The sequence below is a fragment of the Ectothiorhodospira sp. BSL-9 genome (assembly GCF_001632845.1).
Classification (GTDB): domain Bacteria; phylum Pseudomonadota; class Gammaproteobacteria; order Ectothiorhodospirales; family Ectothiorhodospiraceae; genus Ectothiorhodospira.
This window is the reverse complement of sequence record NZ_CP011994.1, coordinates 400,020-423,500: the sequence shown is the minus strand read 5'-3', so window position 1 is coordinate 423,500 and position 23,481 is coordinate 400,020. Positions and strand designations below refer to the sequence as shown.

At 64.5% G+C, this 23,481-nt stretch carries 22 protein-coding genes and 1 other RNA gene; 18 read left to right on the top strand and 5 right to left on the bottom strand.

Features of this window, described 5'->3' with window-relative positions:
* The first annotated feature begins 41 nt into the window (after positions 1–41).
* Genes ECTOBSL9_RS02165 through hisC form a run of 3 tightly spaced genes read left to right on the top strand, consistent with a single transcriptional unit; the run spans position 42 to position 3,510 of the window.
* Positions 42–1,103 (top strand): 3-deoxy-7-phosphoheptulonate synthase, encoded by a 1,062-nt coding sequence (locus ECTOBSL9_RS02165; RefSeq protein WP_063463677.1) that lies wholly within the window; start codon positions 42–44, stop codon positions 1,101–1,103.
* A 14-nt stretch (positions 1,104–1,117) separates the two neighbouring features.
* The gene (gene hisD / locus ECTOBSL9_RS02160; RefSeq protein ID WP_063463676.1) at positions 1,118–2,431 is read left to right on the top strand and encodes a histidinol dehydrogenase; all 1,314 of its coding nucleotides are present in this window, start codon (positions 1,118–1,120) and stop codon (positions 2,429–2,431) included.
* Positions 2,428–3,510 carry a histidinol-phosphate transaminase gene (gene hisC / locus ECTOBSL9_RS02155; protein WP_063463675.1) on the top strand — a complete coding sequence of 361 codons (1,083 nt, stop codon included), beginning with the start codon at positions 2,428–2,430 and terminating at the stop codon, positions 3,508–3,510. Before hisD ends, hisC begins: the two co-directional genes overlap by 4 nt.
* Positions 3,511–3,589: 79 nt before the next feature.
* Here the strand turns inward: hisC and ECTOBSL9_RS02150 are convergent, their stop codons facing one another.
* Positions 3,590–4,744, bottom strand: coding sequence for a Do family serine endopeptidase (locus ECTOBSL9_RS02150; RefSeq protein ID WP_063463674.1), 1,155 nt, complete (start codon positions 4,742–4,744; stop codon positions 3,590–3,592).
* Positions 4,745–4,808: 64 nt separating this feature from the next.
* Between ECTOBSL9_RS02150 and ECTOBSL9_RS02145 the strand changes: the two genes are divergently transcribed.
* From ECTOBSL9_RS02145 to ECTOBSL9_RS02120, 6 genes are all read left to right on the top strand, one after another.
* The gene (locus ECTOBSL9_RS02145) at positions 4,809–5,558 is read left to right on the top strand and encodes a Nif3-like dinuclear metal center hexameric protein (protein ID WP_063463673.1); all 750 of its coding nucleotides are present in this window, start codon (positions 4,809–4,811) and stop codon (positions 5,556–5,558) included.
* Between the two features lie 194 nt (positions 5,559–5,752).
* A complete protein-coding gene (gene petA / locus ECTOBSL9_RS02140; RefSeq protein WP_063463672.1) occupies positions 5,753–6,355 on the top strand; it encodes a ubiquinol-cytochrome c reductase iron-sulfur subunit in 603 nt (200 codons plus the stop codon).
* Entirely contained in the window at positions 6,352–7,734 is a 1,383-nt protein-coding gene (locus tag ECTOBSL9_RS02135) for a cytochrome b N-terminal domain-containing protein (RefSeq protein ID WP_063463671.1), read from the top strand. Before petA ends, ECTOBSL9_RS02135 begins: the two co-directional genes overlap by 4 nt.
* Positions 7,734–8,471, top strand: coding sequence for a cytochrome c1 (locus tag ECTOBSL9_RS02130; RefSeq protein WP_063463670.1), 738 nt, complete (start codon positions 7,734–7,736; stop codon positions 8,469–8,471). The genes ECTOBSL9_RS02135 and ECTOBSL9_RS02130 overlap by 1 nt, the downstream gene beginning before the upstream one ends.
* A gap of 81 nt (positions 8,472–8,552) precedes the next feature.
* Complete coding sequence (locus ECTOBSL9_RS02125) at positions 8,553–9,179, top strand: glutathione S-transferase N-terminal domain-containing protein (RefSeq protein WP_063463669.1); 627 nt, start codon at positions 8,553–8,555, stop codon at positions 9,177–9,179.
* Positions 9,180–9,275: 96 nt separating this feature from the next.
* A complete protein-coding gene (locus tag ECTOBSL9_RS02120; protein WP_063463668.1) occupies positions 9,276–9,680 on the top strand; it encodes a ClpXP protease specificity-enhancing factor in 405 nt (134 codons plus the stop codon).
* Between the two features lie 301 nt (positions 9,681–9,981).
* On the opposite strand, the gene ECTOBSL9_RS02115 is transcribed toward ECTOBSL9_RS02120, so the two are convergent.
* The 4 genes from ECTOBSL9_RS02115 to ECTOBSL9_RS02100 are packed head-to-tail and all read right to left on the bottom strand — an operon-like array spanning position 9,982 to position 14,320.
* Positions 9,982–11,394, bottom strand: a complete 1,413-nt coding sequence (locus ECTOBSL9_RS02115) for an FAD-binding oxidoreductase (protein WP_063463667.1) — start codon at positions 11,392–11,394, stop codon at positions 9,982–9,984.
* A complete protein-coding gene (locus tag ECTOBSL9_RS02110) occupies positions 11,391–11,984 on the bottom strand; it encodes a phosphoheptose isomerase (RefSeq protein ID WP_063463666.1) in 594 nt (197 codons plus the stop codon). Before ECTOBSL9_RS02110 ends, ECTOBSL9_RS02115 begins: the two co-directional genes overlap by 4 nt.
* An 18-nt stretch (positions 11,985–12,002) precedes the next feature.
* Positions 12,003–12,356, bottom strand: coding sequence for a YraN family protein (locus tag ECTOBSL9_RS02105; RefSeq protein WP_063463665.1), 354 nt, complete (start codon positions 12,354–12,356; stop codon positions 12,003–12,005).
* Positions 12,350–14,320, bottom strand: a complete 1,971-nt coding sequence (locus tag ECTOBSL9_RS02100; protein WP_168161519.1) for a penicillin-binding protein activator — start codon at positions 14,318–14,320, stop codon at positions 12,350–12,352. The genes ECTOBSL9_RS02105 and ECTOBSL9_RS02100 overlap by 7 nt, the downstream gene beginning before the upstream one ends.
* A gap of 115 nt (positions 14,321–14,435) precedes the next feature.
* On the opposite strand from ECTOBSL9_RS02100, the gene rsmI reads away from it, so the two are divergent.
* The 9 genes from rsmI (at position 14,436) to mraY (ending at position 23,459) form a co-directional block, all read left to right on the top strand.
* Positions 14,436–15,287: a 16S rRNA (cytidine(1402)-2'-O)-methyltransferase gene (gene rsmI / locus ECTOBSL9_RS02095; RefSeq protein ID WP_371258993.1), complete on the top strand. Its 852-nt coding sequence runs from the start codon at positions 14,436–14,438 to the stop codon at positions 15,285–15,287.
* Between the two features lie 90 nt (positions 15,288–15,377).
* Positions 15,378–15,740: RNase P RNA component class A (gene rnpB, locus ECTOBSL9_RS02090), an RNA gene on the top strand.
* Between the two features lie 395 nt (positions 15,741–16,135).
* Positions 16,136–16,588 carry a division/cell wall cluster transcriptional repressor MraZ gene (gene mraZ / locus ECTOBSL9_RS02085; RefSeq protein ID WP_063463663.1) on the top strand — a complete coding sequence of 151 codons (453 nt, stop codon included), beginning with the start codon at positions 16,136–16,138 and terminating at the stop codon, positions 16,586–16,588.
* Positions 16,548–17,531: a 16S rRNA (cytosine(1402)-N(4))-methyltransferase RsmH gene (gene rsmH / locus ECTOBSL9_RS02080; protein WP_063463662.1), complete on the top strand. Its 984-nt coding sequence runs from the start codon at positions 16,548–16,550 to the stop codon at positions 17,529–17,531. Before mraZ ends, rsmH begins: the two co-directional genes overlap by 41 nt.
* Before the next feature lie 41 nt (positions 17,532–17,572).
* Positions 17,573–17,797, top strand: coding sequence for a cell division protein FtsL (gene ftsL / locus ECTOBSL9_RS02075; RefSeq protein ID WP_063465952.1), 225 nt, complete (start codon positions 17,573–17,575; stop codon positions 17,795–17,797).
* A gap of 2 nt (positions 17,798–17,799) precedes the next feature.
* The gene (locus ECTOBSL9_RS02070) at positions 17,800–19,515 is read left to right on the top strand and encodes a penicillin-binding protein 2 (protein WP_063463661.1); all 1,716 of its coding nucleotides are present in this window, start codon (positions 17,800–17,802) and stop codon (positions 19,513–19,515) included.
* Positions 19,512–21,020, top strand: a complete 1,509-nt coding sequence (locus ECTOBSL9_RS02065) for a UDP-N-acetylmuramoyl-L-alanyl-D-glutamate--2,6-diaminopimelate ligase (RefSeq protein ID WP_063463660.1) — start codon at positions 19,512–19,514, stop codon at positions 21,018–21,020. Before ECTOBSL9_RS02070 ends, ECTOBSL9_RS02065 begins: the two co-directional genes overlap by 4 nt.
* Positions 21,017–22,396: a UDP-N-acetylmuramoyl-tripeptide--D-alanyl-D-alanine ligase gene (murF, locus tag ECTOBSL9_RS02060; protein ID WP_063463659.1), complete on the top strand. Its 1,380-nt coding sequence runs from the start codon at positions 21,017–21,019 to the stop codon at positions 22,394–22,396. Before ECTOBSL9_RS02065 ends, murF begins: the two co-directional genes overlap by 4 nt.
* A complete protein-coding gene (mraY, locus tag ECTOBSL9_RS02055) occupies positions 22,377–23,459 on the top strand; it encodes a phospho-N-acetylmuramoyl-pentapeptide-transferase (RefSeq protein WP_063463658.1) in 1,083 nt (360 codons plus the stop codon). The genes murF and mraY overlap by 20 nt, the downstream gene beginning before the upstream one ends.
* Positions 23,460–23,481: the final 22 nt, after the last annotated feature.

Below are 23,481 nucleotides of genomic sequence, written 5' to 3'. Positions count from 1 at the left end.
AAGATCCCCCTCAGACTCGACACGCATTGCCCAAGGTACCCATGCAGCACCCCACCGACGACCTGAAGATCATCAATATCCGCGAGGCCCTGCCACCACGGCAGTTGCACGAGGAGTTGCCCATCAACGAGGCGGCCGCCACCACGGTTTACGAAGCCCGCCAGGCGATTCAGGGCATCCTGCAGGGCACGGATGACCGCCTTCTCGTGATTGCCGGCCCCTGCTCCATTCACGATGTGGAGGCCGGAAAGGAGTATGCGCGGCGGCTCAAGGTCCTGCGGGACGAGTTGTCCCGCGACCTGGTGATCATCATGCGGGTGTATTTCGAGAAGCCGCGCACGGTGGTGGGCTGGAAGGGCCTGATCAACGACCCCAACCTGGACGGTAGTTTCGAGATCAACAAGGGGCTGCGGCTGGCCCGGGGGCTGTTGCTGGACCTGGCCCGGGAAGGCATGCCGGCGGCCACGGAATACCTGGACCTGATCAGCCCCCAGTATGTCTCCGACCTGGTGGCCTGGGGCGCCATCGGCGCGCGCACCACCGAGAGCCAGGTGCACCGGGAGCTGGCCTCGGGCCTGTCCTGTCCGGTGGGGTTCAAGAACAGCACCGATGGCAGCCTGCAGGTGGCCATCGACGCCATCCGCTCGGCCTCCAAGCCGCATCACTTCCTCTCCGTGACCAAGGCGGGTCACTCGGCGATCTTCTCCACCGCCGGCAATCCCGACTGCCATATCATCCTGCGCGGTGGCCGCAAACCCAATTACGATGCCAAGAGCCTGGACGAGGCGGCCGAGGCCCTTCAGGACGCCGGTCTGCCGGCTCACATGATGATCGATTGCAGCCATGCCAACAGCCGCAAGGACCCGGCAAAGCAGGTGGACGTGGCCCATTCCGTGGCCCGCCAGGTGGGCAGCGGCGATCGGCGCATCATGGGTGTTATGCTGGAGAGTCACCTGGTGGCTGGACGGCAGGACCTGGTCGCCGACAAGCCCCTGGTGTATGGGCAGAGCATCACTGACGCCTGCATGAACTGGGACGACACCATCCCCGTGTTGCGCGACCTGGCCGCAGGTGTACGGGAGCGCCGTTCCAAGGCGTCGTAGCCGGAGATATCGTCATGCCACAGATCAATCGACTGGATTCCACTCAGACCGACTTCATGGCCCGGCTCGATGAGCTGCTGGCCTGGGAAGGGGTCTCCGATGAGGCCGTGACCCGCGCCGTCACCGACATCCTGGCGGACGTGCGCCAGCGTGGCGATGCGGCGGTGCTGGAATACACCGCCCGTTTCGATCGCCTGGAATGCCACGACCTGCGTGAACTGGAGATCCCCCAGGCACGCCTGGCCCGGGCACTGGAAACCATTCCCCAGGAACAGCGTGAGGCCCTGGAGCGCGCCGCCGATCGCGTGCGCAGCTATGCCGAACACCAGAAGATGTCCGATTGGTGCTACACCGAGGCCGATGGCACCGTGCTGGGGCAGCAGATCACGCCCCTGGACCGGGTGGGCCTGTACGTGCCCGGTGGCAAGGCCGCCTATCCCTCGTCGGTGATCATGAACGCCGTGCCCGCCAAGGTGGCCGGGGTGCCCGAGGTGATCATGGTGGTGCCTACCCCGGATGGCGTGGTGAATGATCTGGTGCTGGCGGCGGCGGCCGTGGCCGGTGTTGATCGGGTGTTCGCCATCGGTGGCGCCCAGGCGGTGGCCGCCCTGGCCTATGGCACCCAGACGGTGCCACCGGTGGACAAGATCGTCGGACCCGGCAACATCTATGTGGCCACCGCCAAGCGCATGGTCTTTGGTACCGTGGGCATCGACATGGTGGCCGGCCCCTCGGAAATCCTGGTGATCTGCGATGGCAAGACCGACCCGCGCTGGATTGCTGCTGACCTGTTCTCCCAGGCCGAGCATGACGAGGATGCCCAGGCCATGCTGGTCAGCCCGGATGGTCCGTTTCTGGAGAGTGTCGCGGCTGCCATGGACGACTTGCTCACTGAAATGCCGCGGGCCGAAATCATTCGGACCTCCCTGGCGGATCGGGGGGCGCTGATCCAGGTGCGGGACATGGACGAGGCGGTGCAGGTGGCCAACCACATTGCACCAGAGCACCTGGAGTTGTCGGTGGCGGATCCCGATACCCTGTTGCCGGGTATTCGTCATGCGGGCGCCATCTTCATGGGACGGCACACGGCCGAGGCGGTGGGGGATTACTGCGCCGGACCCAACCATGTGCTGCCCACCTCGCGTACGGCCCGCTTCTCCTCGCCACTGGGGGTGTATGACTTCCAGAAGCGTTCCAGCCTGATCCAGTGTTCCCCGGCCGGCGCTGCCGACCTGGGCCGCACGGCCTCGGTTCTGGCCCGGGGCGAGGGCCTCATCGCCCACGCCCGCTCGGCGGAATACCGCCAGGACCCGGGCGCCCAGTCATGACCCTGCCTGCGGATCTCATTCGGCCCCAGATTCGGGAACTGTCTGCCTATCCCGTGCCTTCGTCCCAGGGACTGGTTAAGCTGGACGCCATGGAAAACCCCTACGAATGGCCCGCATCACTGCAATCAGCCTGGGCGGAGCGCCTGTCCCGGGTGGCCATGAACCGGTATCCCGACCCCCAGGGCACGCGTCTCACCCTGGCGCTGCGCCGGGTCATGCGGGTGCCCGATGCGGCGCGATTGATGCTCGGCAATGGCTCGGACGAATTGATTCAGATCCTGCTCATGGCCGTGGCCTCCCCGGGGCGCGTGATCATGGCGCCAGAGCCGGGTTTCGTCATGTATCGCATGATCTCCCGCTGGCTGGGCCTGGAATTCGTGGGTGTCCCCCTCAATGAGGACTTCTCCCTGGACATGCCCGCCATGGAGCGGGCCCTGGACACCCATCAACCGGCGGTGGTCTTTCTGGCCTATCCCAATAACCCCACCGGTAATCGCTGGTCGCGGCAGGATGTGGAGTCGCTGATTGCCCGTGCACCGGGGCTGGTGGTCTTGGACGAGGCCTACGGGCCCTTTGCCGATGACAGCTTCCTGGCTGACCTGGATCGGCATGAGCGCCTGCTGGTGATGCGGACCGTATCCAAGCTGGGTCTGGCCGGCCTGCGACTGGGGTATCTGTGCGGCCCTGCGCCGTGGATGGATGAGCTGGAGAAGGTGCGTCTGCCCTACAACGTGAACGTGCTCACCCAGGTGGCGGCGGAATTTGCCCTGGACCATCACGACGTGCTGGATGAGCAGGCCGCTGCCATTCGCCGGGATCGCGAGGCCCTGCACCAGTCGCTGGCGTCGATATCGGGGGTGAAGCCGTTCCCCAGTGAGGCCAATTTCATCCTGTTCCGGGTGCCGCGAGGCAAGGGACGAGCGGTGTTCGAGGGCATCCGGGATCGCGGCGTGCTCATCAAGGACCTCTCTGGCCAGGGTGGCCTGCTTGCCGATTGCCTGCGAGTGACCGTGGGCACGCCCGCGGAGAATCAGCAGTTCCTGCAGGCCCTGGAAGGCGCGCTCGCCACCGTCCCCTGAAGGACGATCGGCGGCGACCCTTGGCTGCCAGGGGGCCGTGTGGGAGCGGCCCTCGGCCGCGAAAGCGGTGGTCGTTGAATCAACGCCGCGCCGTCGGCCTTTTCCCCACCTCGGCCCGGATCTCGAAGGGCTCTCCATCCCGCAGCCCCTGGATGCGCAGGGTCTTGCCCGGCTTTTTGCGGGCGATGAAGTTCAGGGCGTCCTGGGCATCGTTGATGCGGTCGCCATCGATATGGGTGAAGATGTCTCCAGGGCGGATACCGGCCCGGGCCGCCGGTCCGGTGCCCAGCACGCCGGCGATGAGGATGCCCCGGCTGTCCGCGAGACCGAAGGACTGGGCCAGTTGCGGCGTGATCTCCTGAACCTCGATGCCCAGCCAGCCGCGCACCACGGCACCCTGCTCGATGATCTGGGTCATCACGTCCCGAGCCAGATCCACAGGGATGGCAAAACCGATGCCCTGTGAACCCCCCGAGCGGGTGAAGATGGCGGTGTTCACGCCCACCAGTTCGCCATGGGCGTTGACCAGGGCGCCGCCTGAGTTGCCAGGATTGATGGCAGCGTCGGTCTGAATGAAATCCTCGTAGGTATTGATGCCCAGTCGACTGCGACCGGTGGCGCTGACAATCCCCTGGGTCACGGTCTGCCCCACGCCAAAGGGGTTGCCGATGGCCAGCACCACATCCCCCACACGCAGGTGCCGCGAGTCCCCCACCACAATGCTGGGCAAGGGGCCTTCACCGGATTCGATGCGCAGCACGGCCAGGTCCGTCTCCGGATCCGTGCCCACCACCTGGGCCGGCAGGTTGCGCCCATCGGCGAGCATGGTCTCGATCTCGTCGGCGCCCTCAATGACATGGTTGTTGGTGAGGATGTACCCTTGTGGGCTGATGATCACGCCGGAACCCAGGCTGGTCTGGGTGCGGCGTTGCGGTGTGTCGAAGCGATCACCGAAGAACTGACGAAACACCGGGTCATCCATGAAGGGATGACTGCGTTGCACCACCGTCTTGCGTGTGTGGATGTTCACCACTGCAGGGGTGGCCCGGTCCACCGCGTTGGCGTAGGAGACAGGCCCCTCTCCAATGGCGAGCGGCGCAGGCCGGTCGCTCTGCAGCACTTCCACCCGCGGCTGCGGTTGCCGCAGCAGGTCGGGGAAGAACAGCAGCATGAGGACGGCCACGGCCACGCCGACGCCAACCACCTGGAGCAGGAAGGGACTGATTCGGGTCATGCCGCTACAATAACACAATGCTTATATACGCAGTTTGAAGCACTGCCCATTACGGAGGTCCCCCATGGTTGCCATCCAGGATCTGGTGAGTCACGTCGATGACCTGCTCAACGTGAGTGCCTTTACCGACTACAGCCCCAATGGGTTGCAGGTACAGGGTCGGCCCCACGTGGGGCGGCTGGTCACCGGCGTCACTGCCAGTCGCGCCCTGATCGAAGCGGCGATCCAGCATGGGGCCGATGCCCTGCTGGTGCATCATGGGTATTTCTGGAAAGGTGAGGATGCCCGCGTTACGGGCATGAAGCGGGAGCGCTTGCGCCTGCTGCTGGCCCACGACATCAATCTGCTGGCCTATCATCTGCCTCTGGATGCCCATCCGGAACTGGGCAACAACGCCCAACTGGCGCGGTTGCTGGAGTTTCAGGTGGAGGGCCCCATGCGCCCCGACGGCGTGGGCAACTTTGGTCGTCCGCAGCAGGTCATATCAGGGCAGGAATTGAAGGATCGCATCGCCCGGCGCCTGCAGCGTGAACCCTTGTGGATTGCATCAGGTCGGGAGTCCATCCAGCGTGTGGGTTGGTGCACCGGCGGTGCCCAGGGAATGATCGAGCAGGCCGTGGCCCTGGGGCTGGATGCCTTCATTACCGGTGAGGTCTCCGAGCAGACCGTGCATGTGGCGCGCGAGGAGGGTATCCACTTTTTTGCGGCGGGGCACCATGCCACCGAACGTTATGGCCCGAAGGCGCTGGGTGAGTACCTGGCACAAACATTAGCACTTTCGCATGAATTTATAGATATTGATAACCCTATTTAAATCAATGTATTGCGGATTCGGCACGAGTTTTCTCTTGACCTGTGGAGCGTCTTCGGGAATGCTACCGCGTTTTGAGTGCCCCGGTGGGTCGAGGGGTTTTAGTGGTAGGCGAGCGTCTTTCCATGCGCTCGGCCGATGCCGGGCGCCCAGCGGCCAGCGGCTTTTTGTTGGAACTCAACGGGAGATCTTAATTAATGTCTTATGAAGACGTGAACCAGAATCGACGGCGATTCCTGGTAGCGGCGACCAGCGTGGTCGGCGGGGCCGGGGTTGCAGCGGTAGGCTATGCGCATCTGGCGTCGTGGTCCCCCAGTGCGCGTGCCCAGGCGGCGGGTGCTCCGGTGGAATTCGACGTGAGCGGGGTGGAACCTGGGCAGTTGGTCCGTGTCGAGTGGCGCGGCCAGCCTGTGTGGATCACCCATCGCACGCCGGAAATGCTGGATCTGCTACCGGAAAACCGGGCGCGCCTGGTGGATCCGGACTCCCAGGTGGAGTCGCAGCAGCCCGCCTATGCGCAAAACGAGACCCGCTCCAGAAAGCCGGAATACTCCGTGCTGGTCGGCATCTGCACCCACCTGGGTTGCTCACCGAGTTATCGTCCTGAGCTGGCACCCTCTGATCTGGGGGATAACTGGACGGGTGGCTATTTCTGTGCCTGCCACGGCTCGCGCTTCGATCTGGCCGGGCGCGTATGGCGCAACATGCCCGCGCCCACCAACCTGGTGGTACCCGTGCACAAGTTTGAGTCGGAAACGCTGCTCGTCATCGGCGAGGACGAGGAAGGAGTCGCATTATGAGAGCTCTTCTAGAATGGGTCGACGCCAGGTATCCGCTCACCAAGACCTGGAATGAGCACCTGGCGCAATACTACGCGCCGAAGAACTTCAACTTCTGGTATTACTTCGGCTCCCTGGCCATGCTGGTACTGGCCATCCAGATCGTGTCGGGCATCTTCCTGACCATGTTCTACAAGCCGGATGCCGAACTGGCGTTCGCCTCCGTCGAGTACATCATGCGTGACGTGGAATGGGGCTGGCTCATCCGCTACATGCACACCACGGGGGCGTCAGCCTTCTTCATCGTGGTCTATCTGCACATGTTCCGGGCGCTGCTCTACGGCTCCTACAAGAAGCCGCGTGAGCTGGTGTGGGTGATCGGTGTGGCCATTTACCTGGTGCTCATGGCCGAAGCGTTTGCCGGTTACATGCTGCCCTGGGGTCAGATGTCCTACTGGGGTGCGCAGGTGATCGTGAACCTGTTTGCGACCATTCCGTTCATCGGCCCTGAACTGGTGACCTGGATCCGCGGCGACTTCCTGATCTCCGATGCGACGCTGACCCGGTTCTTTGCCCTGCACGTGGCTGCTCTGCCGCTGGTGCTGATCATGCTGGTGTTTGCCCACATCGTGGCGCTGCATGCCGTGGGTTCCAATAACCCGGACGGCGTGGACATCAAGAAGTTCAAGGGTGACGACGGCGTTCCGCTGGACGGCATCCCGTTCCATCCCTACTACACCGTCAAGGACATGATCGGCTTCGGGGTCTTCCTGATCCTGTTCTTCGGCGTGGTGTTCTTCGCGCCGGAAGCCGGGGGCTACTTCATCGAGAAGGCCAACTTCGAGCCGGCCGATCCGATGGTGACCCCGGAACTGATCCACCCTGTTTGGTATTTCGGTACCTTCTACTCCATCCTGCGGGTGGTGCCGGATCCGTTCCTCGGTGTGCTGCTGATGTTCGGTGCGGTGCTGATTCTGTTCTTCCTGCCCTGGCTGGATCGGAACCCGATCAACTCCGTGCGCTATCGTAGCGCCATCCACAAGTTCAACCTGATCGTGTTCGCCATTGCGTTCATCATCCTGGGTTGGCTTGGCATGCAGGCGGTGGAACCGTTCTACTCGGAGTTGAACCTGCGTCTGACCACGATCTACTGCGCGTTCTTCTTCGTGATCTGGTTCCATAGCAAGCCTCGGTCCTTCACGTTCAGTTGGGCTTCCTTCCTGGTGATCGTGGCGGGTTACACCTACTGGGATTTCCTGCGGGTCGAAGGTGGCGCCGATGCGACCATGGCCATGACCTGGTGGTTGCTGCCCACGGCGTATCTGATGATCTGCCTGCTGGCACCCCTGTACACGAGCTTCAACGAGGAAAAGCCGGTTCCGGCGAGGGTGACTTCGTGATGAAAAAATTTGCGACATTAGCATTTGTAGTGGCCTGCCTGGTGCCGGCGGGTCCGGCCCTGGCGGCCGGTCCGTCCGGCTCCCTGGATCGGGCCAATATCGACCTGAGCGATACTGCGTCCATTCAGCGTGGTGCCGAGTACTTCTTCCAGTACTGCATCGGTTGCCATTCCCTGGAGCATGCGCGTTACAACCGTATCGGTCAGGATCTGGGCCTCACTAACGAGCAGGTGGAGGAGATGTTCATCCACACCCGGGATGCCTCGGGTGATCCCACGGGTGTGGGCGAATTGATCAAGATCGCCATGCGTGCGGACGACGCCGAGGAATGGTTCGCGCAGCCCGCGCCGGATCTGACCCTCACCGCCCGTGCCAACAGCCCGGACTGGATCTATACCGTGCTGCGCAACTTCTACCTGGATGATTCTCGCCCGCTGGGCGTGAACAACGCCACCTTCGAGGCCATGGGTATGCCCCATGTCCTGTGGGAGCTTCAGGGCTGGCAGAAGAATGTGGGTGAGGACGGTCAGATCAAGCTGGAGCTGGTGGAAGAAGGCAAGATGTCCGCCGAGGAATACGATGAAGTGGTCCGTGACATCACTGCCTTCATGACCTACGTGGCCGAACCGATCCGGATGGAGCGCGAAGCCATGGGCATGTATGTGATCGGGTTCCTGATCCTGTTCACCATCCTGGCCTACTTGCTGAAGAAGGAATACTGGCGCGACGTTCATTGATCGTCATCGTTAGCCCGGGGCAGGGAAGCCCCCCGTGTTTGGCGGTCGCGCATGGCGCGGCCTGCCTTTTGGAGAGCCTCCATGGCGTTAGTCGCCAACCGTAGATCCGTCATGACGCTCTTTTCAGCACCTGCCTGTCCGCGTTGTCACGCGGTGAGGGTTGTGCTGGCTGAAAAGGACATCACCGTCGATATCACCCATATCGATCCGGAATCCAGACCCGAAGACCTGTCCCATCTGAATCCCTACAATTCCGTACCCACCCTTGTGGACCGGGACCTGGTTTTGTACGGTACGCAGGTCATACAAGAATATCTGGATGAGCGATTTCCTCATCCACCGCTGATGCCGGTGGACCCGGTTTCCCGCGCCACGGCCCGGCTGGCCCTGTATCGCATCGAGCAGGACTGGTATCGGGGTGTGGAGAATCTGGAGGCGGCCACTGACAAGGCATCAGCCAATCGCGCGCGCAAGATCCTGCTGGAGAGCCTTGTGTCCTCAAGCGAGATCTTCGCCATCAAACCCTATTTTCTCAGTGATGAATTCAGCCTGGTGGATGCTGCGGTGGCACCGGTGCTGTGGCGCTTGCCCACCCTGGGAATCCCCATGGACAAGCTGCCAAAGCCCATGCGGGACTATACTCGCCGCGTGTTTGCACGCGAGGCCTTTCAGCACAGCCTCACCGAGGCAGAAAAGGAAATGCACTGATCACAGGGCCTCGGGCGGGGTGCGTTTCCGTTACCGGGCACCGCGCAGGCGCCCTGCGACCCACGTCAGCAAGAGCAGCCCAGTTTGAGCCCTACCATGACTTCCAGTCGTCCCTACCTGATTCGAGCCATCTACGAATGGATCGCCGACAATGACATGACGCCCCACTTGCTGGTGGATGCGGCGCCGGAAGTGGTGGTGCCGCGTGAGTATGTGGAGGCCGGGCGCATCGTGCTGAACGTGGCGCCCATGGCGGTCAGCGCGCTGAACATCGGCAATGAAGAGGTCACCTTCAGTGCCCGCTTTGGTGGGCGCCCCATGAACGTGATCATCCCCGTTGATCGGGTGCTGGCCATCTACACGCGTGAGAACGGCCAGGGCATGATGTTCGCCGAGCCCGGCGATGGGGACGATCCACCGCCGGAAGGGGACGATGACGGCCCCGGCAGTGGCGATTCCGGCACACAGAAGAAGGGTCCGAGCCTTAGGGTGGTCAAGTAGGCCCTCACCGCCCTGTGTGAGTCTGGATGTGGGAGCGGCCCTCGGCCGCGAAGGGTCAGAGCCCGCGCACCAACCCCCTCGGTTGGCAGCGGAGTGAACCTCGGCGGGGCGGTATGCCTGTCCGCGGGACGCCGTGAATACATCCCTGTAGGCTTGGCCGCCGCATCCATGCGGCGAACACCCGCTCCCAGGCATACCGCCCCGCCGAGGTTCGGAGGCTGTTGTGGCTTCGTTTTGAAAAGACCCTTCGCGTCCGAGGGCCGCTCCCACGTGCGTATGCGGCGAAACGTCCGGTGGCGGGCTACTGTGGGGCGGGCGGCACGCCCTTGCCCGGATTGAGGATGCCCGCTGGATCGAAGGTGGCCTTGATGCCTTCCATCAGGCTCAGCACCTCCGGGCCCAGCTCCCGGCCCACGAAATCCCGTTTGGCCAGTCCCACGCCGTGCTCGCCGGAGATGCTGCCGCGTAATTCCAGCACCAGGGTGAACACCTGGTCCAGACAGGCCGCTGCGGCCTTCATCTGGCGCGCATCGTCCGGGTCCACCAGCAGATTCACATGGATGTTGCCATTGCCAGCATGACCGAAGCAGACGATGGTGATGTCGTGCTTGCGGCCCAGGGACTCCAGACCCCGGATCAGCTCGGGGATGCGGGAGACCGGCACCACCACATCCTCGTTGATCTTCTTGGGTGCCACGCGCCGCAGGGCAGGGGAGAGAGCCTTGCGGGTGGCCCACAGGGCCTTGACCTCGTTTTCGGATTTGGCCAGCGCCACGCTCAGGTTGCCCTCCCCACGGGCCGCATCGGCGACCCTTTGGGCGGCCTCGTCCAGCCCTGCCAGGGGGCCGTCCACTTCGATCATCAGCAGCGCCCCCGCGGCTTTGGGCAGGTTTGCCTGGGAATAGTCGCGGATCATTTCGATGGCTCGGCCATCCATGAACTCCAGGGCGCAGGGCACCACGGGGTGGGCCATGATGCGGGAGACGGCCCGGGCCGCAGCGTCCATGGAGGCATAGACAGCCTGCAGAGTGCGCTTGCCCTCTGCCAGGGGGGTGAGGCGCAGGGTGGCCTGGGTAATGATGCCAAGCGTGCCCTCCGAGCCGATCAGCAGGCGGGTGAGGTCATAGCCCACCACGCCCTTGGTGGTATAAACGCCCGTGCGAAGCAGGCGGCCGGCACCAGTGACGGCCGTGAGGCCCAGGGTGTTTTCCCGGGGGGTGCCGTATTTCACCGCCCGGGGGCCGGCCGAGTTGTAGGCGAGGTTGCCACCCACGGTGCAGTAGGCGGCGCTGGTGGGGTCCGGGGGCCAGAAAAAGCCATGTTTGGCGGCGGCGTCCTGTACCGCCTGATTGGTTACGCCCGGCTCCACCACCATCATGCGGTTGTCCGGATCCACTTCCAGAATGCGGTTCATGCGTTCCAGGGAGAGCACCACACCTCCCTGATCGGGCACGGTGGCACCCGTGGTGCCTGTGCCAAGCCCGCGGGTCACCAGCGGGATCCAGTGGCTTCGGCAGGCATCCACCAGGGCTTGAATCTGGTCCGTCTCTGTTGCGAAGGCCACCGCTTGCGGTGGGGCATGCAGGCGGGAGTTGTCGCCACCGTAGGGCCAGCGATCGGCCGCTTCGGTCAGCAGATTGGCGGCCCCCACTGCGTCCTTGAGGGCCTTGATGGCCGCCTTTGACAGGGGTCTTTCCGGATCGGGGGCGGTCATGGGCGGATGCCCAGCAACTGCCGGTCGATCAGATCGCACAGGGAGTGGATGACCACCAGGTGCACCTCCTGGATACGTGCCGTTCGCTCGGAGGGTACGCGGATTTCCACATCGCGCTCCGTCAGCAATTCCGCCAGCGGGCCGCCATCCCGTCCGGTCAGGGCGATCACCTGCAGATCGCGCTCCCGCGCTGCATGGATGGCTTCAAGGATATTGGGTGACCGCCCGGAGGTGGAGATGGCCACGAGCACATCACCCCCCTGGCCCAGCACGCGAACCTGGCGCGCGAAGATTTGCTCGAAGGCGTCGTCATTGGCGATGGAGGTGAGGGTGGAGGTGTCGGTGGTCAGGGCAATGGCCGGGAGGCCCGGCCGGTCATGTTCGAACCGGTTGACCATCTCCGAGGCAAAATGCTGGGCATCCGCTGCCGATCCCCCGTTACCGCAGATCAGTACCTTGTGTCCGCCCAGAAGGGCACCGAGCATGTTGTTGGCGGCCAGTTCGATGGCGGGCGGCAGGGCGTCGGCCGCTGCCTGATGGGTTTCCAGGGTTTCGGCAAAGGTCTGGCGGATGATGTCTTGCAGATTCATTGAACGGGCTCGGTTGGATCAGGCTTGCGCCTCAAAGGCATTGGGTATCCACTGGATGCGGTTGTCGGCCTCAATGGCGATCACGTCGAGACGGGCCGGGCGCTGGCAGCCGTGGATTTGCAGATAATACGCTGCGGCGCGCAGGATGCGTCGCTGCTTGCGGTGGTTGATGCTGGCCGCCGCGCCCCCATAGCGGGCTGATCGGCGCTGGCGGACTTCAACGAACACCAGGCTGTCGCGGTCCTCCATGACCAGGTCGATCTCGCCCACCTTGCAGCGAAACTGGGCACGGATGAACCGCAAGCCCCGGGATTCCAGATAGGCCCGCGCACGGGCCTCGGCCACGTCCCCCTGGGCCCGTCGGTTCACCATGCCTCGTCGCCCAGCGGGTTGATCAGCCCATCGCCAATGCCGATGACCCGCGGTTCCCCGTCGATGAAACGGGCCCAGTTGAGTTCGCGGATGATGCGTCGTTGCTCGTCCATGTGCAGTCGCCCGGTCAGGCCCTGGTGATATTCACCCCGGTGGCGGGCCAGCCGTTCCACCATGGGGCTCACCTGCAGGGCATCGAAGCCCAGGGCCACCAGTCGCGGCAACTGCTGTGAGGTGCTCGAGAGTTGGTCGCTCAGGGTCTCGCGCAGTTCCGGACGGGGGTTGGCCTGATCCAGAAGCCAGGGGATGTCGGCAAAGACGATGCCGTTGAGGTCGGCATCGGCACGGGCATCGGGTTGCCCCGAGTAGATATGCGAAGTGGCGATCACCGGCAGGTCACCGGCCTGGTAGTAGCGCAGTTGCGGGCGGATCAACCGGGCCTGACGGGGGCCACCGGACAGGAAGATGACGTCCACATCGCTGCGATACCGGGGCTCATCAGAACCACGGTCCGCCCGATCGCCATCCGATGAACGGCGTCGATGGGTGGGGCGGGTATCGCGGATCTGCAGCCCCTGGATGATCGTGTCGCTGTAATCCGTGGCCTCGGGGGCATAGAACTGAACATCGCGCACCAGGCCACCCAAGGCCTCGTAACGGTCTTCAAAGGCCCGATGCAGGCGGTCGCCCAGTTCGGTGCGGGGCACCATCACCACCGCATCATGATGCCCGTCCAGCACCGCGCGTTCTGCCGCCTGGACGGCCTCATCCTCCGGGTTCAGCCCGAATTGATAGAGATTATCCGGGTAACTGTCCCGGGACTCGGCCCGGTTCAGCGCCAGCACCGGCACCGGCAAGGAGGATTCTCGCGCGAAGCGGTTCACAGCGGAGCGCTCCAGGGGGCCGATCACCAGGCTGGCGCCGGCTTCCACGGCCTTTTCGTACTGGGTCCAGCTGGCGTCGGCTTGCTCGCCCGTGTCGTACACCCGAAGCGTTGTGCGTTCTTCCCTGGGGGTGTCGTAGTAGGCGGCGACGATGCCCTCAAGGATGGCATTGGCCGAGGATCCGAAGCGCCCGGTGAGCGGCAGCAGCACGGCCACGTGATCCGGGTGCCGTGTGTAGGCAGCCCATTGCTCTCGCAGGCGTTCCAGGAAGACCGGGTCAGCCGGGTGATCCTGGTGCCGCTCACGCCAGTCATCCAGGGCATCCTCCAGAACGCGCGGACTGGGGGGCGTGGTCCGGGCTACGTAACCCAGGTCCAGCCAGCCCCGGGTGGCCGCTCGGTCGGCCCGGTCCCGCAGGGCCTCCAGGGCGTCCGGGTCCCGTTCCTGGGTCAGGGCCCAGAGTCGTTCGAATGTTTGCTGACGCCGTTCAGCATCGGGCTGGCGCGCACCCAGGGCGTCCCAGGCGTCCACTGCCCGTATCCAGTCCTCTTGTGCTGCATGGGCAAGGGCCTCCACTTCCAGGGCCTGGCGGGCCAGGCGGTCGGGCAGGGCCCTGGGGTCTTCCGGCAGCCTCTCCAGGGCGGCGCGGGGGTCGTCCTCCAGCAATGCCAGTCGTGCCGACAGGATGTCCAGGCGCGCGGGCTCGTCGCCTTCCAGGCGGCCTCGGTCGATTTCCTCCAGTAACTGCCCGGCGCGGTCCCGCTGGGCCGGGGTGGCGTCCTCCCGGGTGAGGATCTCCAGGGCCTCCAGTTGCACGCGCGCACGGGGTGTGGCCCTCAGGCCCTGGGCGATCTCCAGGTAGAGGTCCGCCGCTTGCTGGTACTCCTGGGCCTCTTCCAGGGCCTGCGCCTGCGCCAGGCGCTCTTCGGCGTCGTCCATGGGGCGGGGGATGCCGGCGCAGGCAGAGATCAGCAGCGTGATCACCAGCAGGGCTGCCACGGTGCGTGCGCCGCGCCAGGGGGGGCTTGCCCGGTGGGTGTTTCCATGGAGGGGCTGGCCGGCGTGGTGTTGTCTGTCCATCAGTGATCCACAGGGTCGCATTGGGCGGGTGGCCGAGCCTTCCCGGCGGGCTTGTACCGGGTTAGACTGACGTATTGTTTTCATGGGAATGTCAGTATCTTGGCCGAGGTGCAGTGTGTCAATTGAGGGTGGGGTGCTGCATGTGGTGGCCACGCCCATCGGGAATCTGGGTGATCTGTCCCCGCGCGCCGTGCAGGTGCTCGCCGGTGTCGACCTGATCGCAGCCGAGGATACTCGCCACACGGCCGGGCTGCTCACCCATTATGGGGTCCAGACACCTCGTGTGAGCCTGCACGAGCATAACGAGGACCGACAGGTACCGGCCCTGATCCAGCGGCTCAGACAGGGAGAATCCCTGGCCCTGGTCAGCGATGCCGGCACCCCGCTGATCAGCGATCCGGGCTTTCGGCTGGTGGCGGCCGCCCGTGCCGCCGGCATCCGGGTGGCGCCCATCCCCGGTCCTGCCGCCCTGATTGCGGCCCTGTCCGTCAGTGGCCTGCCCTCCGACCGTTTCTGGTTCGAGGGTTTTCTCCCTGCCCGGGCTCAGGCGCGCCGCCACCGCCTGGAGGCCCTGGTAGCCGTTTCCGGCACGCTCATCTTCTACGAATCCAGTCATCGCATTCAGGCCAGCCTGGAGGATATGGCCCACACCCTGGGGGGAGAGCGTCAGGCGGTGGTGGCCAGGGAGCTGACGAAGACCTTCGAGCAGATCCAGGGAGGGAGCCTGGAAGATCTGTGCGCCTGGGTGTCCAGCGACCCCAATCATGCTCGAGGGGAGTTCGTGGTGCTGGTGTCCGGGGCTCCCGACGCCCCCAGGGATGCCCTGGCGGCCGAGTCGATCCGGGTGCTGGAGCTGTGTCTGGCGCAGATGCCCGTGAAGCAGGCGGCGAAACTGGCGTCGCAGATCACCGGGGCCCCCAAGAATGACCTGTATCAGCAGGCATTGGCGCTCAAGGGGCAGGGGTGACGCCGGTTGCCCCGGGGGACCGCCGGCGGTGAGTGAAAAAGGGTGGCGGCCACTCTTGAAACTATCCAAATTTACAGTATGATGATCCCTGGAGTTGGCCAGACAGTCGCTGCGGACCCCACGCCGCAGAGGAAAGTCCGGGCTCCACAGGGCAGGGCGCCAGGTAACGCCTGGGCGGCGCGAGCCGACGGAAAGTGCCACAGAAAATACACCGCCGATGGTCCGCGGCCTTCGGGCACGGACACAGGTAAGGTTGAAAAGGTGCGGTAAGAGCGCACCGCGCGGGTGGCAACACGCCGCGGCAGGGTAAACCCCGTCCGGAGCAAGGCCAAATAGGGGTGCATTGGTGTGGCCCGCACTGCACCCGGGTAGGCTGCTAGAGGCGCGTGGTGACGCGCGCCCCAGAGGAATGATTGTCCACGACAGAACCCGGCTTACCGGCCGACTCCTCCTTATTTCCCCTCCGGGGGCCTTCTGGCCCCCACTTTTCCCCGCCGCCCCTTGTTGGGAAAAAAGCTCGGTGAGCCAAGCTCATGGAGCCTTTTTCGTATTCTTTTTTCAGAAGTGTTCCGCAACCAGCTGACTATTCTTGAAACCCTTCCTGCAGGCTTCGAGATCCGTTAACCCACCTGTGAAGGTTTTTGTAAGTATTTGTGACGTAAGTATAAATCTTCAGGGCCGCTTCCGGCTTTTCCCTTGACACCCCAGCGAGGCCCTACCTATAGTGTAGAAAAGTGGGGAAACGTGGGGATGGGTGGTATCGGGTCGTGCTTTCGAGCATCGACCGTTGTGTTCCCGTGACTCCATCGCCACCCCTGCCGGTGGCGATACAGAGGGCCCGGGCTGTCGTGTTTAGAGGTATCACCAACCTGAATCTGGATGCCAAGGGGCGCATGGCGATGCCAGCACGGTATCGCGACCGCCTGATGGAGTCCTGTCAGGGTCGTCTGGTGATCACCATTGATCGCGATGGCTGCCTCTTGGTGTATCCGCTGCCCGTGTGGGAGCGGATCGAAGAGGCCCTCGTCTCCCGCCCCAATATGGATCGCAAGACGCGCCGCATGCAGCGTCTGCTCGTCGGTCATGCCACCGAGTGCGAGCTGGACGGGCAGGGGCGCATCCTGCTTCCAACGCCCTTGCGCGACTATGCCGGTCTGGATAAACGGGCCGTGCTGGTGGGGCAAGGCAAGAAATTCGAATTATGGGACGAGGATGCCTGGACACGTAGCCGGGATGCCTGGTTGCAGGAAGAAGATGAAGATGGTGATCCCAGCTCGACCCTTGAGTCCCTCGTCCTCTGATGGGGGGGCATCTGCCCCCGACACGCATCGACCGGTATTGCTGGAAGAGGCCCTGGCGGGGCTTGCGGTGCAGGAAGATGGCATCTATGTGGACGCCACCTTCGGGCGCGGCGGTCATAGTGCGGCCATCCTCGACTGCCTGGGGCCGCGGGGGCGTCTGATCGCCCTGGATCAGGATCCGCAGGCGCAGGCGGTGGCCAGCCGGCGTTTCGGTGCCGAGCCACGCTTTCAGTTCCTGCGCGGTTCATTCGCCGATCTGTCCGGTCTGCTGGAGGGGTGTGGCGTCATGGGCCACGTGCAGGGATTGCTCCTGGATCTGGGGGTCTCTTCACCCCAACTGGATGATGCAACAAGGGGTTTCAGCTTCATGAATGATGGCCCTCTGGACATGCGCATGGACCCGGACCGGGGTGAATCCGCAGCCCAATGGGTGGCGCGTGCCGAGGAAGGTGAAATCGTCAGGGTCCTGCGGGAACTGGGCGAGGAGCGCTTCGCCCGGCGTATCGCACGGCGCCTGGTGGAGGCCCGTGAGGAGGCGCCTGTGGAACGCACCGGGCGCCTGGCGGAATTGATCAGCGAGGCCGTGCCGCGGCACGAGCGTCACAAGCACCCGGCGACGCGCAGTTTTCAGGCCATTCGGCTGCATGTGAACCAGGAGCTGGAATCCCTGGATGCGTGTCTGGCCCAGGTTCCCCAGGTGCTGGCACCCGGCGGGCGCCTGGCGGTGATCAGTTTTCATTCCCTGGAGGATCGGCGGGTCAAGCGCTTCATCCGTCGTCAGGTGGAGGGGGAGCCCGTGCCCCGTGGCTTGCCGGTACGTGATCTGCCGCCAGGCCGCACCTTGCGTCACGTGGGCAAGGCTCAGCGGTCCGGTGAGGCCGAACTGGCCGTCAATCCACGCGCCCGCAGTGCCGTACTGCGCGTTGCCGAGCGCCTGTCGTGAATTGGCAACTGGCCGGGATCGGGGTGCTGTTCGTGGCAGTCATGGCCAGTGCCCTGGCCGTGATCCACAGCAAGCACCAGAGCCGCCTGCTGTTCATGGAACTGCAAAGGGAAGTGAACCTGAGGGACGAACTGAATATCGAGTGGGGGCAGTTGCAGTTGGAGCAGAGTACCTGGGCCACCCATGGCCGGATCGAGGACGCGGCGAGTCAGCGGCTGGACATGCGTCTGCCCGGTAGCCGCACCACCGTGATCCTGCTGGAGTGACGATGAAAGGAGAAACCACAGGGGTAGTATCCCGCTGGCGGCGCCTGGTGGTGCTGGGCGCCCTTGTGCTCGCCTTTTCAGCCGTGCTCGCCCGGGGCGTGGACCTGCAGGTGGTGCAGCAGGACTTCCTGCGTGGTGAAGGTGATGCGCGACACTTGCGCGTGGTCGCCCTGCCGGCACACCGGGGCATGATCATGGACCGCCAGGGCGAGCCCATGGCGGTGAGTACACCCGTGGATACCGTCTGGGCCAATCCTCAGGAGGTCCTGGAAGAACCACAGCGCCTGCATGAGGTGGCCCAGGTGCTGGGCGTGGATCCGACCGCCCTTTATCGACGGGTGTCGGATAGGACCGGGCGTGAATTCGTCTTCCTGCGCCGCCACGTCACCCCCGAGGTGGGGGCGCGCGTGTCCGCGCTGGGCGTGCCGGGCGTGGCGCTGCAGCGTGAATACCGCCGCTATTACCCCATGGGTGAGGTGGCTTCCCACGTACTGGGCTTCACCAATATCGACGATCAGGGCCAGGAGGGCATCGAACTGGGGTACAACGCCTGGCTGACGGGCGAGCCGGGGGCCAAGCGGGTGCTCCGTGATCGCCTTGGGCGGGTGATCCGGGACGTGGAAAACATCCGGCCCGCAAGCCATGGTCAGGATCTTCACCTCACCATCGATCAGCGTCTGCAATACCTGGCTTATCGGGAGCTCAAGGCGGCGGTCCGTACCCACGGCGCGAGGGCGGGATCAGCTGTGATCCTCGACGCCCAGAACGGCGATGTGCTTGCCATGGTCAATCAGCCCTCCTACAACCCCAATAACCGTGAAACCCTCCAGGGGGACCGGTTTCGCAACCGGGCCGTGACGGATTTGATTGAGCCCGGCTCCACCATCAAGCCCTTTACCGTGGCCGCTGCCCTGGAGTCGGGCCAGTTTCAGCCGGAATCCCTGCTGGAAACCAGCCCGGGCACCCTGCGCGTGGGACGGCACACCATTCGCGATATCCGCAATTATGGTCTGATTGATCTGTCCACCCTGCTGGTCAAGTCCTCCAATGTGGGCGCCAGCAAGCTGGCCATGGCCATCGAGCCACAGGCGTTGTGGGAAACCTTCTACCAGGTGGGCTTCGGTCGGACCACTGGCAGCGGTTTTCCCGGGGAGGCCGGTGGCACCCTGCGTGATTTTCTCTACTGGCGGGAAGTGGATCGTGCCACTCTGGCCTTTGGCTACGGTGTGTCCGTGTCCATGCTGCAACTGGCCCAGGCCTATGCTGCCATCGCCAATGATGGAGTGATGCCTGCGCCCCGCTTCGTGCAATCTCAGGAAGTCCGGCCTGGAGAGCAGGTCATGCATGCCAGCACGGCCCGCACCCTGGTGGACATGCTGGAGGCCTCGGTGGCACCGGGTGGCACGGGGGTACGGGCCCGCGTGGAAGGCTATCGGGTGGCGGGCAAGACCGGGACCGTGCGCAAGTCCGGTGCCGGCGGTTACACCGAGCGGCGGTATCTGTCCCTGTTCGCCGGCATGGCGCCAGCCAGCAATCCCCGCCTAGTGATGGTGGTGATGGTGGACGAGCCCAGCGGTGATCAGTATTACGGCGGGCAGGTGGCGGCACCTGTCTTTTCCAATGTCATGCGTGGCGCCCTGCGTCTGATGGACATCCCGCCGGACGATCTGCCCGCGTTGCGCTCAGTCTCCGGCCCCGGTCAGGACAATCCCGCATGAACGCGCGCCGCTCCTCCACTCAAGCCTGGCGCCTGTCGGACCTTCTGAGTCCGCATGTGAGCGTGCCCGTGGAACGGGATCGAGAGATCAGCGGCCTGTGTCTTGACAGTCGCCGGGCTCAACCCGGCGAAGTCTTTTTTGCCCTGGCCGGCCATGATCATCATGGTCTGACGCATGCCAGCGAGGCCGTGCGTCGGGGCGTGGCGGCCGTGGTCTGGGAACCCCTCAAGGGGGTCAGTCCTCCTGGCCTGGGAGAAGAGGTCCCTTACATCGAGGCGCCGGACCTTCGCCGGTATCTGGGGCAGGTGGCAGCGCGTTTTCATGGTCATCCCAGTCGATCCATGAAGGTGGTCGGGGTGACCGGCACGGATGGCAAGACCTCGGTATCGCAGATCCTGGCGGCCGCGCTGGATAGCGAGAGCGCCCCCTGTGGAGTCCTGGGGACCCTGGGCTGTGGCCGATGGGGCGAGTTGCGGGATCCGGGGCTGACCACACCCGACCCGGTCACCCTGCATCGACGCCTGGCCGAGATGGGCGCCCAGGGTGTTCGCCAGGTGGTGATGGAGGTCTCCTCCCATGCCCTGGCCCAGTCCCGGGTGGCGGGCGTGGACTTTGACCTGGCGATCCTGACCAACCTGGGCCACGATCACCTGGACTACCACGTCACCGCCACCGCGTACGGCGAGGCCAAGGCCAGGCTGTTCGAATGGCCGGGCCTGAAGACGGCGGTTCTCAACCTGGATGATCCCTTCGGCCAGATGCTGGTCGGTCGCATTGAAGATCATGTGCAGATACTCGGCTATGGTCTGCGGGCCGATCCGGGTGGACGTGATCACCTGCATGCCTCGGATCTGCACTTTGGGCCCGAGGGCGTGCGTTGCCGGGTGCATACCCCCTGGGGTGACGGCGAACTGGAAACCCGTTTGCTGGGCCGGTTCAACGTGCTGAACCTGCTCGCTGCCCTGGGCGCATTGCTCACCCTGGACGTGACCCTCTCCGATGCCCTGGAACGCCTGTCGCGCAGTCCGGTGATCCCCGGGCGCATGGAATGTTTCCGGGGCAGCCGGGGGCCGACCCTGGTGGTGGACTACGCTCACACCCCCGAGGCCCTGGCCCAGGCCCTGCAGGCGGCCCGGGACCATTGCGCCGGTCGGCTGTGGTGCGTGTTCGGCTGCGGCGGAAACCGGGACCGGGGCAAGCGTCCGCTGATGGCCAGGGCCGCCGAACGGCATGCGGATCATGTGATCCTCACCAGCGATAACCCGCGACGGGAGGACCCCATGGCCATCATCGAGGAGGTGAGCCGGGGTTTCGCGCGCGCAGATGCCGCGCGCATCGAGGCGGACCGGGATGCGGCCATCCGCCATGCCTTCATGCAGGCGGGGTCCGGGGACATGGTGCTGATTGCCGGCAAGGGCCACGAAACCGGGCAGACGGTGGGTACCGAGGTTCGGCCCTTCAGCGACCGGCAACTGGCGCTGGCCCTGACCGGAGGTGGCGCATGATGCGGCTCTCCCTTCAGGAGGCGGCGGCCCTGTGTCACGGCACCCCAGGGGGCGAGGATGTCACCGTGACGGGTGTGTCCACGGATACCCGCCAGGTATCGGAAGGGTCGCTGTTCGTGGCCTTGCAGGGGCCACGTTTTGATGCCCACGAGTTCATTGATGCCCACCTGCCGGCCGCTGCCGTGATGGTGAGTCGTCCCGTGGCATCCGGGCATCCCCGGATCCTGGTGAAGGATACCCGTCAGGCCCTGGGCGCCCTGGCCGCGGGCTGGCGTCGTCGCTGCCCGGCCCGGGTGGTGGGCCTGACCGGCAGTAATGGCAAGACCACCGTCAAGGAGATGCTGGCCGCCATCCTGCAGCAGGCGGGGAATACCCTGGCCACCCGTGGCAACCTGAACAACGATATCGGCGTGCCCCTGACCTTGCTGGGTCTGTCCACGGAGCATCGGTTTGCGGTGATCGAGATGGGGGCCAATCATGCCGGGGAGATCGCGAATCTCACGTCCCTGGCGGGGCCTCAGGTGGCGCTGATCACCAATGCCGGCCCCGCACACCTGGAGGGCTTCGGGAGTCTGGATGGGGTGGCACGGGCCAAGGGCGAGATCTTCCAGGGACTGGGCCCCGACGGGGTGGCGGTGATCAATGCCGATGATCCCTATGCGCCGTTCTGGGAAGGCCTGAATACGGGGCGTCGCACACTGCTGTTCGGCACCGGTGAAGGGGCACAGGTACAGGTGGGGCAGGGGGGCGATGGCGGTGCATGGATTCGTCATGAAGGCGTGTGCCTGCCCGTGAACCTGGCGCTGCCGGGGGCCCATAACCGCCTCAACGCGGCTGCGGCGGCCGCTGCCTCCCTGGCCCTGGGCCTTGGCCTTGACACCATTGCCGCCGGGCTGAGTTCGTTGGCCCCGGTGCCCGGTCGCCTGATGCGGCGCACAGGACCCGATGGCCTGAACATCATCGATGACAGTTACAACGCCAATCCCGCCTCCACGCGAGCCGCCGTGGACATGCTGCTGGACGAGCCGGGGCCGCGGATCCTGGTGCTCGGCGACATGGGGGAATTGGGAGACGATGGTCCGGCCCTGCACCGGCAGACGGGTGAATATGCCGCTGCCCGGGGGGTGGACCAACTGCTGGCGGTGGGGCCGCTGTGTCGGCACGCGGTGGAAGGCTTTGGGGAAGGTGCCCTTCATTTCAAGGATCAGGAGGCCCTGATCCTTGCCCTTGAAAACCCCTTGCACAAGAACGGAACCCTGCTGGTCAAGGGGTCGCGGGGGCAACGCATGGAGCGAGTGGTGGAAGCATTGATCACGCCGGATGAGCGGCAACAGGAACAATCGGAGAGTCAAGAGCATGCTGCTCATTCTGTTTGAGTATCTCAGCCAGTACTACACGGCACTGAGCGTCTTCCAGTACCTGACCCTGCGCGCCATCCTGGGTGTGCTCACGGCGCTGCTGATCGCCTTCTGGGTGGGCCCCACCATGATCAAGCGCCTGACCCTGTACAAGATTGGCCAGCATATTCGTGACGATGGCCCCCAGACCCACCTGGGCAAGGCAGGCACGCCCACCATGGGGGGGGCATTGATCCTGGTGGCGGTGGCCGTCAGTACCCTGCTGTGGAGCGATCTGGGGAATCGATTTGTCTGGATCGTGCTCATCGTCACCCTCCTGTTTGGATTAATCGGCGGGATTGACGATTACTTGAAGCTTCGTTACGGCAACAGCCAGGGCCTGTCGGCCCGCAAGAAATTCTTCTGGCAGTCAGTCGTGGCCTTTGCCACGGCGTTCCTGCTCTTCTACACGGCGCAGACCCCCATCGAGACCACCCTGATCATGCCTGTCTTCAAGGACGTGGCCATCGATCTGGGCCTTTGGTTCATCCCCCTCACCTGGCTGGTGATCGTGGGCTCGAGCAACGCGGTGAACCTCACCGATGGTCTCGACGGCCTGGCCATCATGCCCTGTGTGCTGGTGGCCGGCGCCCTGGGCGTGTTTGCCTATGTCTCCGGCCATGCCATCTTCGCCGATTACCTGGGCATTCCCTACGTGCCGGGCGTGGGGGATCTGGTGGTCTTTTCGGCCGCTCTGGTGGGGGCCGGCATGGGCTTTCTGTGGTTCAACGCCTATCCGGCGCAGGTCTTCATGGGCGATGTGGGTGCCCTGGCCCTGGGGGCGGCCCTGGGTGTGCTGGCGGTGACCACCCGCCAGGAGGTCGTGCTGGTGATCATGGGCGGTGTATTCGTGGTGGAGACCCTGTCGGTGATCCTGCAGGTGGTCTCCTACAAGCTGACGGGGCGGCGCATCTTCCGGATGGCGCCGCTGCATCATCATTTTGAACTCAAGGGTTGGCCGGAGCCCAGGGTGATTGTCCGTTTCTGGATCATCACCGTGGTGCTCGTGCTCATTGGTCTGGCCACCCTCAAGATCCGCTGACAGCGGTGTGGATGTGACGACG

What these genes read in the sequence shown, in the direction of transcription:
- ECTOBSL9_RS02165 (WP_063463677.1), top strand. Translation starts at nt 42, where the DNA reads ATGCAGCACCCCACCGACGACCTGAAGATCATCAATATCCGCGAGGCC.
- hisD (WP_063463676.1), top strand. Translation starts at nt 1,118, where the DNA reads ATGCCACAGATCAATCGACTGGATTCCACTCAGACCGACTTCATGGCC.
- hisC (WP_063463675.1), top strand. Translation starts at nt 2,428, where the DNA reads ATGACCCTGCCTGCGGATCTCATTCGGCCCCAGATTCGGGAACTGTCT.
- ECTOBSL9_RS02150 (WP_063463674.1), bottom strand. Translation starts at nt 4,744, where the DNA reads ATGACCCGAATCAGTCCCTTCCTGCTCCAGGTGGTTGGCGTCGGCGTG.
- ECTOBSL9_RS02145 (WP_063463673.1), top strand. Translation starts at nt 4,809, where the DNA reads ATGGTTGCCATCCAGGATCTGGTGAGTCACGTCGATGACCTGCTCAAC.
- petA (WP_063463672.1), top strand. Translation starts at nt 5,753, where the DNA reads ATGTCTTATGAAGACGTGAACCAGAATCGACGGCGATTCCTGGTAGCG.
- ECTOBSL9_RS02135 (WP_063463671.1), top strand. Translation starts at nt 6,352, where the DNA reads ATGAGAGCTCTTCTAGAATGGGTCGACGCCAGGTATCCGCTCACCAAG.
- ECTOBSL9_RS02130 (WP_063463670.1), top strand. Translation starts at nt 7,734, where the DNA reads ATGAAAAAATTTGCGACATTAGCATTTGTAGTGGCCTGCCTGGTGCCG.
- ECTOBSL9_RS02125 (WP_063463669.1), top strand. Translation starts at nt 8,553, where the DNA reads ATGGCGTTAGTCGCCAACCGTAGATCCGTCATGACGCTCTTTTCAGCA.
- ECTOBSL9_RS02120 (WP_063463668.1), top strand. Translation starts at nt 9,276, where the DNA reads ATGACTTCCAGTCGTCCCTACCTGATTCGAGCCATCTACGAATGGATC.
- ECTOBSL9_RS02115 (WP_063463667.1), bottom strand. Translation starts at nt 11,394, where the DNA reads ATGACCGCCCCCGATCCGGAAAGACCCCTGTCAAAGGCGGCCATCAAG.
- ECTOBSL9_RS02110 (WP_063463666.1), bottom strand. Translation starts at nt 11,984, where the DNA reads ATGAATCTGCAAGACATCATCCGCCAGACCTTTGCCGAAACCCTGGAA.
- ECTOBSL9_RS02105 (WP_063463665.1), bottom strand. Translation starts at nt 12,356, where the DNA reads ATGGTGAACCGACGGGCCCAGGGGGACGTGGCCGAGGCCCGTGCGCGG.
- ECTOBSL9_RS02100 (WP_168161519.1), bottom strand. Translation starts at nt 14,320, where the DNA reads ATGGACAGACAACACCACGCCGGCCAGCCCCTCCATGGAAACACCCAC.
- rsmH (WP_063463662.1), top strand. Translation starts at nt 16,548, where the DNA reads ATGGTGATCCCAGCTCGACCCTTGAGTCCCTCGTCCTCTGATGGGGGG.
- ftsL (WP_063465952.1), top strand. Translation starts at nt 17,573, where the DNA reads ATGGCCAGTGCCCTGGCCGTGATCCACAGCAAGCACCAGAGCCGCCTG.
- ECTOBSL9_RS02070 (WP_063463661.1), top strand. Translation starts at nt 17,800, where the DNA reads ATGAAAGGAGAAACCACAGGGGTAGTATCCCGCTGGCGGCGCCTGGTG.
- ECTOBSL9_RS02065 (WP_063463660.1), top strand. Translation starts at nt 19,512, where the DNA reads ATGAACGCGCGCCGCTCCTCCACTCAAGCCTGGCGCCTGTCGGACCTT.
- murF (WP_063463659.1), top strand. Translation starts at nt 21,017, where the DNA reads ATGATGCGGCTCTCCCTTCAGGAGGCGGCGGCCCTGTGTCACGGCACC.
- mraY (WP_063463658.1), top strand. Translation starts at nt 22,377, where the DNA reads ATGCTGCTCATTCTGTTTGAGTATCTCAGCCAGTACTACACGGCACTG.